This is a genomic window from Caballeronia sp. GAFFF1 (genome assembly GCF_023630705.1).
GTDB lineage: Bacteria > Pseudomonadota > Gammaproteobacteria > Burkholderiales > Burkholderiaceae > Caballeronia.
The window spans coordinates 172,996-184,408 of record NZ_JALQEM010000002.1 but is presented as its reverse complement, the minus strand read 5'-3'; the positions used below and the strand labels follow the sequence as shown (position 1 = coordinate 184,408).

General features: G+C 59.7%; 8 protein-coding genes. 5 read left to right on the top strand and 3 right to left on the bottom strand.

All coding sequences use genetic code 11. The features are described 5' to 3' along the window. The 5 genes from NCR37_RS01710 to tssG all read left to right on the top strand — a co-directional run. Positions 1-874: type VI secretion system Vgr family protein (locus NCR37_RS01710; RefSeq protein ID WP_250471229.1), on the top strand; the 874-nt coding region annotated here is incomplete at its 5' end. Next, positions 871-2,541, top strand: coding sequence for a DUF2345 domain-containing protein (locus NCR37_RS01705; protein WP_250471228.1), 1,671 nt, complete (start codon positions 871-873; stop codon positions 2,539-2,541). The genes NCR37_RS01710 and NCR37_RS01705, both read left to right, overlap by 4 nt. 329 nt (positions 2,542-2,870) lie before the next feature. After that, positions 2,871-4,514, top strand: coding sequence for a M23 family metallopeptidase (locus NCR37_RS01700; protein ID WP_250471227.1), 1,644 nt, complete (start codon positions 2,871-2,873; stop codon positions 4,512-4,514). Between the two features lie 8 nt (positions 4,515-4,522). Beyond that, positions 4,523-5,332, top strand: a complete 810-nt coding sequence (locus NCR37_RS01695; RefSeq protein ID WP_250471226.1) for a hypothetical protein — start codon at positions 4,523-4,525, stop codon at positions 5,330-5,332. Positions 5,333-5,588: 256 nt separating this feature from the next. Beyond that, positions 5,589-6,671: a type VI secretion system baseplate subunit TssG gene (gene tssG, locus NCR37_RS01690; protein ID WP_250471225.1), complete on the top strand. Its 1,083-nt coding sequence runs from the start codon at positions 5,589-5,591 to the stop codon at positions 6,669-6,671. 147 nt (positions 6,672-6,818) lie between these two features. On the opposite strand, the gene NCR37_RS01685 is transcribed toward tssG, so the two are convergent. The 3 genes from NCR37_RS01685 to NCR37_RS01675 are packed head-to-tail and all read right to left on the bottom strand — an operon-like array spanning position 6,819 to position 11,292. After that, the gene (locus NCR37_RS01685; RefSeq protein WP_250471224.1) at positions 6,819-7,583 is read right to left on the bottom strand and encodes an enoyl-CoA hydratase; all 765 of its coding nucleotides are present in this window, start codon (positions 7,581-7,583) and stop codon (positions 6,819-6,821) included. A gap of 55 nt (positions 7,584-7,638) precedes the next feature. Further along, entirely contained in the window at positions 7,639-8,838 is a 1,200-nt protein-coding gene (locus NCR37_RS01680; protein WP_250471223.1) for an acetyl-CoA C-acyltransferase, read from the bottom strand. Positions 8,839-8,862: 24 nt separating this feature from the next. Further along, positions 8,863-11,292, bottom strand: a complete 2,430-nt coding sequence (locus NCR37_RS01675; RefSeq protein WP_250471222.1) for a 3-hydroxyacyl-CoA dehydrogenase/enoyl-CoA hydratase family protein — start codon at positions 11,290-11,292, stop codon at positions 8,863-8,865. Positions 11,293-11,413 lie beyond the last annotated feature (121 nt).

Here is an 11,413-nt window from a genome sequence, read left to right as displayed (position 1 = left end):
AATCGGCGCTCGCTTTGCTGTGGAATCCGTGCTCGGTTTGCCGTGGAATCAGCGTTCGGTTTGGCGTGGAATACGCATAAGAGAGATCTCTGGCGTGATAGCTGCCGTGAAGTGCCTCGGTGCCGATGATCGACGCATGTTCTATCGCTTTCGTGTGCGGCCGTGGCTCTGGCTTGCATCGCTCAACCGCGAGAACCGGGTGTTCTTGGATAAAACCGTGGAGGATGTGACACGAGAGGTACTGGCAAAGTATGCGTTTCCGGTCCGCTATCGCCTGAACGGTCCCGGCTATGGCCGCAAGGCATATCCGAAGCGTGACTATCAACGACAGTGGTATGAGAGCGACTGGCAATATCTAGATCGGCTGTGGCAGGAGTGGGGTATCACGTTCCACTTCGATGGCATGGAACTTGTGCTGTTCGACGGTGCAACTTGGAAAAGCCACGGTCCCGCCTATCGGACGATCCGGTACATCGAGCGCGGCGGCCAGCGCATCGACGAAGAACATATTCACAAGCTTGAACTCGCGCGAGAGTTGACCACCGGCAAGGTCACAGTCACCGACTACGACTACACCTGGGGCGAGGCGAATCTGAGACGCACCATCGACATCCATCGAGATGCGTCCAGCGACAACGCGGAAGAATACATCCAAGCCGATTATGCACAGCCACTCCAGGGCGCCATGGGCTTACATGGCGAGCGCAACGACTGGGAGTTCGAGGCCGACCATCTCGCGCGCATGCGGGCAGAGGCGCATCGCTGCAAGTCCAGCCGCATCAAAGGAGCGGGAAACCTGCGTGGGCTCACGACAGGCTTTACCTTCCAATTGGAAGGCTACCGTACAGGCCAGTCAACGACCAGTACGTCGTGACCGGCACGAAGATCGAAGTCGTGAACAATGACACCGTTACCCAAAGCGGTAAGCATGAAGCTCGGTATTCGTGCAAGACGAAGTTCACCGCGCAGAAGGCCAGTCAGGTGTTCCGCACGCCACTGACTGCGAAAAAGCCGCGCGCCTTCGCCGAAACGGCGATCGTAACGGGGTACGACAATGCCGTCATTACTACCGATGCCCTAGCCCGCCTTCGGCTGTGGTTCACATGGGATCGCATAGGCGCGCGCGACGGTCAGGCGAGTTGCTGGGTACCGCTCGCGCAGGTGTGGCAAGGGAATCGCTATGGTGCGATCTGGATCCCGCGTGTCGACGATCACGTCCATATCGGCTATGTGAACTCGGATCCGGACCGGCCTTTCGTTTTGTCGAGTCACACGAGCAACGACAACACCACACCGTGGGATCTTCCTGGCAACGAGGCGCTTTCCGGCTGGAGAAGTCAGGACATGGGAGGCAACAGCGTCGCGTCGAATAGCGTGGTAACCGACGATACGCCGGGCAAGCTCCAGGTCCAGGTCACGAGCGATCAAGCGAACTCGCGCCTGGTGCTTGGCAGCAACACGCGCATCAACGGCAACAGAGGCCGAACGGAGGCGCGCGGCGAAGGCTTTGAGTTGGCGACCGACGCGCATGGCGTCGTTCGCGCCAATAAGGGAATTCTCATCACGACTGAGGCACGCACTGGATCTCGCGCTCCGATGAAGGACATGGGAGAAACGGTCCAGAGGCTAGCAATGGCTGGGCAGCAGCACGAGTACCTTGCCGGTTTGGCCCGCCAAAGCCGGGCTCAAGAAAACGAGGGCAACCAAGTCGATGTGGCCGGTACCATAGCTGTCCAGACGGAAGCGGTCCGAGGATCCCTCAACTTTACGAAAAGCGATGAGTTCCCGGAGCTCGCGGAGCCGCATCTTATCCTCGCCAGCCCGTCCGGCATTGAAGCTACCACCTCACAGTCTACTCATATCGCTAGCGGCGAGCATATCGCGCTCACCAGCGGGCTGCATCTGAGCATGGCCGCTACGGGGCGATTTTTTGCAAGCGCCTTGCGCGGTGTCAGGCTCTTTTGCCAGAGAGCAGGAATGAAGCTAGTTGCCGCCGCGGGAGACATCGATCTCAACGCTCTAAGTGACAGCATAAACATCCTGGCAAAGCTCAACATCACGCAATCGGGAAATCGAATAACTCTTACAGCCAACGACGAAATCTTGATCAATGGCGGTGGCAGCTACACGAGATGGAGTGCCAGCGGAGTGGAAACCGGCACATCGGAAGCTTGGGTCGTCCACGCCGCGAGCGAAGCTTTCTTCGGACCACAGAGCATGCCAGCTTCGATTCCTATAACTGATGTCTGGCAAGAAGGCGACTTCGAGATATCGGTTATCGCGCTGTCTGCCGAGGGTAATGCACTTGATGGATCCACTGTCTCGATGTTCTCCCGTAGCGACGGAAAGCCTTTGCTCGCCACGGACGTCAATCAGGACGGCGTTACACCCGCATTGCAGAAGGACGGGAATCACCGCTACGACGCCCTAGTCGGCTACGAAGGGTGGACGGGGCACTTCGAAGAGGTTCGCGAGCAAGATGAAGGATTCGCATTTGATCCAGGTGAACTAGATGAAGATCGTGATTTGGAACTCCTATAACCAGGCAGAGCAATGCGAAAGTACGAAGTAAAGCCAGGCGACAGTCTATGGAAGATCGCCAAAAGAGAATCGACGACCGTGGATGTTCTAGCGCACCTGAACGGCCTTCGAGGCCGTCAGATCCATTCGCTTCATGTCGGTCAGCAGTTGAATTTCCAGACTCGCGTGGCGGCGCGCCCGATAGCCTGCTGACGCTGCTATTCCGAGGCTTGGACTTCTCACTATTCACGCCTAAGAAACTTAGGGTCGAACACGACGGCAAGTCATTTACGCACGAACTAAAGAAGGGCCACGTTTTACCGTTGGTTGTACACGACCACTCCCTAGGGTTGAAGATCTGGATTGAAGACCTAGAGAAGAAGATGATCAAGGCATGGGAGTGTGACCTTTTACCGACCGGGAGGTGGAACCTTTCAATCGATTCAAGGAGGGTTAAGGTTGCAGGGAACCTCATGCCAAAGAACGGCGAGGCTAAACACACCAGCAAGAGCGCGGCAAAGGAGACTGTCAGCAAAGCTCAGCAGGCAGACGGGAACACTTCGCAGCAACAAACGCGCATAGACGGTGGCCAGCCTGTGCATGTTGTGGCAACGATTTATACGGAGAGCAATCTCCGTCTGCTTCCCGCGAATGAGAAATATCGCGCGCTTATCATCGCTGCTGGGCAAAAGTACAGTCTGACTCCGCAATCTATCGCGGCGCTGATTGACGCGGAGGCTGCACGCAGCAAGGACGGAGGCTGGAGAGAGGATTCAAACGAAAGCAGTCCGGACAAAGCGCAAGGGCTTGCGCAATTCTTCCGCGCCGCATGGACAGATGTCTTCAACATGCAGATTTCGTTACTTTGCCAAGACTGCAAGACGATGGGCAAAGAACAGTGGATGAAAAAGCGGCTAGAAGCAAAATACGCCATCGATGGCGCGGCGGCATATGCCTGCCTTAATCTGCGAAACTTTGCGAGCGCTACTGGCTTTGACGTAGAGGGCCTGGCACCGGAAGACAAGGCGAAAATCGCCTACCTCGTACATCATGAGGGGCTGACGGGTGCGCGGAGGCTGGTGCAAGGCTTTCCGGAACCTTATACCAATGAGAAAGCTCTTGCCCGTCTAGAACTGCAAATGGGTGCCTCAGGCGATGCCAGCAGATATGTGGAGCAATATCGGGGGAATTCTGTAGAAGCGTATAAAGGATGGTTGTTTGATTACATCGACAAGAAGATAAACGTCCAACACTTCACAGTGCAGGGCGCTGAGAATCTGACCAAAGCGGCGCGCAATACGGCGGACATCGTGGCGAGTCTGAGCGGTCAGGCTGCGTCACCGCCGCCTCAACCGCGCAAAAAAGATCCCTCGTTGCAGACTTCGGTCCCACCAACTACGAGGAACCCTGGACCATCATCGACTGATGCAGACGCTTCATTGTGGTTCGACCCGCTGGAAATCTGCACCATCCGTACCGCGCACCTTGCAAGTAAGCGGTCGGCCGAGTTCGGGTGGACTCGTGACAATGAAAAACGAGCCCACAAAGGCCTGGACCTGGCCGCCGAGCCTGGGACACCGGTGCGTGCAGTTGCCAACGGCATAGTGCATTTCGGACCGATGCCCAAATCCGGCGCCGACTACGGCAATACGCTCGTGCTGGTAGTCGGAATAAACGATCTACCCCCTGACCACGCTGAGTTGTTTCGTCGCGACAATCCGGACCAACAAACGATTGGCTTCTTCTATGCGCATCTAAGCGAATACGAGCACGAAGTTCAATTTGCAAGTAACGGCGAACCTATCTCGATCAAGGTCAACGCCGGCGACGTGATCGCAAAGACTGGATGCACGGGAAATGCCAAGGGAATGACATCTATCCCATTGGGGGCTCACCTCCATTTCGAAGTTAGGCAGATTGCCTTGCTTCACTGTAAGGGTCTCACTAATCGAGTGAACCCTCTTCCTTACATCGTCAATTGCACAAACCCATGAGAGTTCCAATGGCCAGTTTCAAACATCTTCTAACAATTGTGCTTTCCTGCGCTTGTTTTGTAACCGTCACTGCGGCATCGGCAAATGTGCTTGACGACGACTCACAAACGCCTGGTGCACTCGCAGAGAAAGCGGGCGAGAATATGCTAGATGAGATTAGGCGAAGCGGAACCGACAGGCAGCGCTGGAGTTCCCTGTATCTTTTCAGCGACGGCGACAATCCAAAGTCATTGCGCATGCCACTTGTTAGAAGCGCGAACTTCTTCATGCGTCTAGATCCTAAGCATGATCTGTTGTACTTTGAAAAGCCCGGACTGCTGCAAACATTCGATATTCCGGGAAAGTCCCGGGGAATCAAAGCCTGTCCGGACTACAGTATCCGAGTAATCAGTGCGTCCCCGAAGCACGCCGTAGTCTTGCAAATGTGCACATATCCTGATGCCCCGCCGGGAAAGGCACACTCCACGAGTAGCTATTACCTGTACGACATGAAAACAGCAACCATGATCAACATTTGGTACTCGGGGGACCAAGTCAGAAAAGTACCGCTCGCATTTGTCCCGCCGGATCCGATCGTCACGACGATCAACAACGGGTACAGAGTGGACTGGCACTATAATGACCGCACGGTAACTCCGCCAGACGTCGTCGATTTGCACGTCACATATCGATATGTGCAAGACAGCATTACCAAAGAGAACTCTTTGGTCTGCAAAGATTTGACCAATACACAGCACCTGGAGGGCGATATGTGCTCAACGGTCGTTAATATGGATCTGAAGGCGATATCGAATCGGAGTTCCGACACCATTCAGTAGGAGAAGCGGACCGAGACAGAACGTAGATGGTGATCGCCCCGAAGACCGGAATAATCACGGACGACTGAGAGCACGAACAGTCCTCAATACATCCGCCAATTGCTTCTCCGCGTCAAGCGCTCTGGGCACCCAAGGGCGGCAGGCTTGCTGCAGGCGACCGAAAGGACACGTTCTTTTGCACCAGGCGCGGCGATAAGAAATCACATACATATCGCTGCGCCGAAGGCTGTCATTACCTTATCCACAAAGTAACGGCATGTACCGAGCGTCATTCGAAGCTACACCAATCGGAAAGGGAATCTCGCAGGTCACGATTGACCGTTTGCAGTCGAGCGTGTGGCGATATGGTCTCCTTCCCCTCTTGAGAAGGTTAGGTGCCGACTCAACGGTTGCACCTATCGGCACTGCCCGGTTGCCGAGCACCGAAAAGTTTCGCATTGGCCAGAAGCCCAGCTTGTCATTCGCCCCGCGAGAAATCGCCGAGGCAGAGGTTAGGTCCGGCAGGCTGCATATTCGGCTCTTCGGCCTCGGGATGCTCGGGCCGAACGGCCCATTGCCGGTTCATATCACTGAAATCGCGCGTCAGAGGGAAGAACAACGTCACGACCCGACATTGTGCAATTTCCTCGACATCTATCATCACCGCGCGCTCTCGCTGTTGTATCGAGCTTGGGCGCAGTCGCAATCAACGGTTAGCCTAGACCGGCCGGGCGATGAACCTTTCTCCTTCTATGCTTCGGCGCTTGCAAATATTCCGGAACGGCATCGTGTAGCGCGACCGCTACCCGAACATGCCCGGCTATCCGCATCGCCCCACCTCGTGCGTCGAGCCCTTAATCCGGATGGCCTGCGCAGCGCCCTTGCACGCTACTTCAGCGTACCGATAAAGATCGTCGAGTACGATCTGTACTGGATGCCGATCGGATCAAAGCAACGCTGCGTGCTCGGCCAAGAGCGTATGTCGCTCTGCTTAGGTTGGGGCGCCACGCTCGGAGAGCAAGTGCCGGACCGACGCCACCGTTTTCGTATCGTGATCGGACCCCTCGACATTCAAACATATCATCGCTTTACGCCCCAGGGCCCCGACTTACCGAAGCTGATCGACTTCGTTCGGGCTTTCGTTGGAAAAGAACATAGTTGGGAAGCGCAAGTGCACATCGAGGCGCGAAGCGCTATGACGGCGAAGTTGGGAGGTTCTGAGCAACTCGGCTGGTCAAGCTGGCTCGGGAACTGTTCGGAAAACGGACCTATCATTGGCATGCGTTTCGAACCAGAACTGTACGGACGGCAATTTCGACGGGCGGCGAAGGATCGCTTCGCTGCTCCCGAATCGAACTGACTTGGCACTTCGACCGTCGCGCATTTCGCTCGTCCGCCGTTGCGCCACCGAAGGGAGCGATTCGCCGTGGCGGAGTGCTCTAACAGCCCGCTGCGCGGGTCCCCCGGAACTGCCTCGGGCCGGGAAACTGAATTGTCCGCCTTTCGATTACTGAAACCGACTAAAATCCGCCTTCCGCTTCTCCAGAAACGCGGCAAACGCCTCGCGCGCCTCCGGCCCTGCAAGCATCCGCGAAAAATGCGCCGCCTCTTCTTCCATGCGCGCCGCCACTTCGTTGCGTTGCTCGCTTTTCATCAGCGCCTTCGTCGTTCTGAGCGATGACGCCGGCAGCGCCGCCAGCCGTCTCGCTCGCTCGAACGCATAGGCGTCGAGTTCGGCGGCATCGATCGCGCCGTTGACGAAGCCCATGCTGATCGCTTCGTTTACGTCAAACGCCTCGCCGAGCAGCAGCTTTTCCGCCGCCCGCTGATAACCCGCGATGCGCGGCAGCAGCAGACTCGACGCCGCTTCCGGGCACAGCCCGAGCTGCACGAACGGCAGCGAGAACTTCGCGTTCTTCGCGGCGTAGACGAGATCGCAATGCAGAAGCATCGTCGTGCCGATGCCCACGGCCACGCCCGCCACCGCCGCGACCACCGGCTTCGGCATGCCGCTCAGGCGTCGCAGGAACTGGAACACGGGCGCGTCGAGACCCTTCGGCGGATCGTTCAGGAAGTCTTCCAGATCGTTGCCCGCGCTGAACGCGCCGCCGTTGCCGCGCAGCAGAACCGCGCGCACCGTCGGGTCGTTTTCCGCTTCGTACAGACCGTCGGCCATTTCCTGATACATGGCCGCCGTGATGGCGTTCTTCTTCTCGGCGCGATTCAAGACGATGATCAACACGCCTTGCGCTCGTTCGATGACGATATCCATGCGGCGTCTCCTCTTGTTGTTGGCCCGCGAGCGAAGCCGCCCGCGGGCCGCCCGATTACATCCGCTCGAAAATGCCCGCTGCGCCCATGCCGGTGCCGACGCACATCGTCACCATGCCGTACTTCAGATTGCGGCGGCGCAGGCCGTGGATCACCGTCGCGGAACGGATCGCGCCGGTCGCGCCGAGCGGATGCCCGAGCGCGATCGCGCCGCCGAGCGGGTTCAGCTTCGACGTATCAAGACCGAGGTCGTTGATCACCGCGAGCGATTGCGCCGCGAACGCTTCGTTCAGTTCAATCCAGTCGAGATCGTCCTGCGTCAGACCCGCATTCTTGAGCGCGGCTGGAATCGCTTCTTTCGGCCCGATGCCCATGATTTCCGGCGGCACGCCGCGCACCGCGAAGCTCACGAAGCGCGCGAGCGGCGTCAGATTGAACTGCTTCAGGATCTTCTCGGACACCACGATCAGCGCGCCTGCGCCGTCCGACGTCTGCGAGCTGTTGCCCGCCGTCACCGATCCCTTGTTGGCGAACACCGGGCGCAGTTTCGCGAGCGTTTCGAGCGACGTGTCCGCGCGCGGGCCTTCGTCGAACGCGATCTCGCGCGCATTCACGCGCACTTCGCCGGATGCGAGGTCCGGGAAGCGTTCGTCGAGCGTGTAGGCTGCGATCTCATCGGCGAATTCGCCCGACTGCTGCGCGGCCAGCGCCTTGCGATGCGACTCCGCCGCGAACGCGTCCTGGGCCTCGCGGCTCACCTTCCAGCGTTCCGCGACGCGCTCGGCCGTCAGACCCATGCCGTACGCAATGCCGATGTCCTCGCTGCGCTCGAAGATATGCGGCGACAGCGACGGCTTGTTGCCCATCATCGGCACCATGCTCATCGACTCGCAGCCGCCCGCGAGAATGGCATCGGCCTCGCCGACGCGAATGCGGTCCGCCGCCATCGCGAGCGCGGTGAGGCCCGACGCGCAGAAGCGGTTCACCGTGACGCCGCCGACCGTCTGCGGCAGCCCGGCGAGCAGCGCGCCCATGCGCGCGACGTTCAGGCCCTGCTCGGCTTCCGGAATCGCGCAGCCGACGATCGCGTCCTCGATCACGCCGGTATCCAGCCCCGGCACCTGCGCGACGGCAGATTTGATGGCGTGGACGAGCAGCTCATCCGGGCGCGTGTTCTTGAAGACGCCGCGCGGCGCCTTGCCGATCGGCGTGCGGCTCGCGGCAACGATATATGCTTCCTGCAATTGTTTGCTCATAACCAGCTCCGATAGTCCGCGCGCTCAGTTGCGAACCGGCTTGCCGGTCTGCAACATGCCCATGATCCGTTCCTGCGTCTTTTGCGTGCCGAGCAGTTCGATGAACGCGCGGCGTTCCAGCCCAAGCAGCCATTCCTCGTCGACGAGACTGCCGCCTTCCACGTCGCCGCCGCACACCGCTTCCGCGATACGGCTCGCAATCAGGAAGTCGTGATCGCTGATGAAGCGGCCGTCGCGCATGTTGACGAGCGACGCCTTGATCGTCGACAGCACCGAGCGGCCCGCGACCGGAATCTGCTTCGTGCGCAGCGGCGCGCGGTAGCCGGAATCCGCAAGCGCGCGCGCTTCCTTCTTCGCGATGTCGAGCAGCTCGTGCACGTTGAAGACGATCGTGTCCGACGGCTTCAGATAGCCCATCGCGCGTGCTTCGAGCGCGGAGCCGGAGACTTTCGCCATCGCCGCGTTTTCGAACGGCTTTTGCAGGAACTTGAGCAGATCGCTCGTCGCGTTGACGGCGCTCGCGGCTTCGGCCGCGCGCAACGCGGCTTCCTTCAGTCCGCCGCCCGCCGGCACGAGACCCACGCCCACTTCCACGAGTCCGACATAGCTTTCGATATGCGCGACGCGTTTCGCCGAATGCAGCATCAGTTCGCAGCCGCCGCCGAGCGCAATGCCCGACACCGCGCACACCACCGGCACGTTCGCGTACTTCACGCGCATCATGCTGTCCTGGAACTTCTTGACGAACGGCTCGATGCCTTTCGCGCCGCCGATCATGAACGCGGGCATCGCCTCTTCGAGGTTCGCGCCTGCCGAGAACGGACCGCCCGGCGCGCCCAGCGTGAGCGACGCCGGCTGCCAGATCACCACGCCGCGGTATTCCTTCTCCGCGAGTTCGATGGCTTGCGTGAGGCCGTCGAGCACGCCCGGACCGATGGTGTTCATCTTCGTTTTAAACGAGACGATCACGACATCGCCGTCGTCGCGGTCGAGCCAGGCGCGCACGCTGTCGGTTTCGAAGAGCGTCTTGCCGAAGGTCTTCGGATCGGCGCCGCTTTCACCGACGAGCGGCGCGCGGAACACCTGCTTCTGGTAGACCGGCAGCGTCGAACGCGCGACGAAACGGCGGGCCTGCGGCGACCACGAGCCTTCGTTCGTGTGCACGCCGCCCTTCTCCGCGACGGGGCCGTCGAGCACCCAGGCGGGCAACGGTGCTTCCGAAAGCGCCTTGCCCGCGTCGATGTCTTCCTGCACCCATTGCGCGACTTGCTGCCAGCCCGCCGCCTGCCAGCTTTCGAACGGGCCCTGGTTCCAGCCGAAGCCCCAGCGGATCGCGAGGTCGACATCGCGTGCGTTGTCCGCGATCGAGTCGAGATGCACCGCGATGTAGTGGAACACGTCGCGGAAAATGGCCCAGAGGAACTGCGCCTGCTTGTTGTCGGTTTCGCGCAGGAGCTTGAGGCGCTCGGCGGGCGGGCGCTTCAGAATGCGGCCGACGAGTTCGTCCGCCTTCGCGCCGGCCTCGACATAGTGCGCCGTCTGCGGGTCGAGCACCTTGATCGCCTTTCCTTCCTTGCGATAGAAGCCCGCGCCCGTCTTCTGCCCGAGCGCGCCGTTCTTCACCAGTTCGGCGAGCACGGGCGGCGTTGCGTAGACGGAGAAGAACGGGTCGTCCGGCAAGTTGTCCTGCATCGTCTTGATGACGTGCGCCATCGTGTCGAGACCGACGACATCCGCCGTGCGGAACGTCGCGGACTTCGCGCGGCCGAGGCGCGCGCCGGTCAGGTCGTCCACTTCGTCGAAACGCAGGCCGAACTTCTGGCTCTCGGCGATCACCGCGAGAATCGAGAACACGCCCACGCGATTCGCGATGAAGTTCGGCGTGTCCTTCGCGCGCACGACGCCTTTGCCGATGGCGCTCGTCAGGAAAGTTTCGAGCTGGTCGAGAATCTCGGGCTTGGTCGATTCGGTCGGAATGAGTTCGACCAGATGCATGTAACGCGGCGGATTGAAGAAGTGCACGCCGCAGAAACGCGCCTTGAGTTCATCGGAGAAACCGTGCGACAGCTCGGTGATCGACAAGCCCGACGTATTGCTCGCGAAGATGGCGTGCGGGGCGATGTGCGGCGAGACCTTCTTGTACAGGTCGTGCTTCCAGTCCATGCGCTCGGCGATCGCTTCGATCACGAGATCGCACTCTGCAAGGCGCGCGATGTCGTCTTCGTAGTTCGCGGGCTCGATGTACTGCGCGTCGTCCTTCATGCCGAGCGGCGCGGGCGAGAGCTTCTTCAGATTCTCGATGGCCTTGAGCGCAATGCCGTTCTTCGGGCCTTCCTTCGCGGGAAGATCGAAGAGCAGCACGGGCACGCGCGCGTTGATGAGATGCGCGGCGATCTGCGCGCCCATCACGCCTGCGCCGAGCACAGCGACTTTGCGGATGTTCAGGGTGCTCACGGGAAAGCCTCCGTATGGGGTTTGCTTTTCTGCCCGCGGCGCAGTCGAAGTCGATTGCGCCGCGAGCTGTTTGATTGGGAAGTCGCGGTTCGAAGAGCCGAACCGTCGCGTTGCGCGCCTG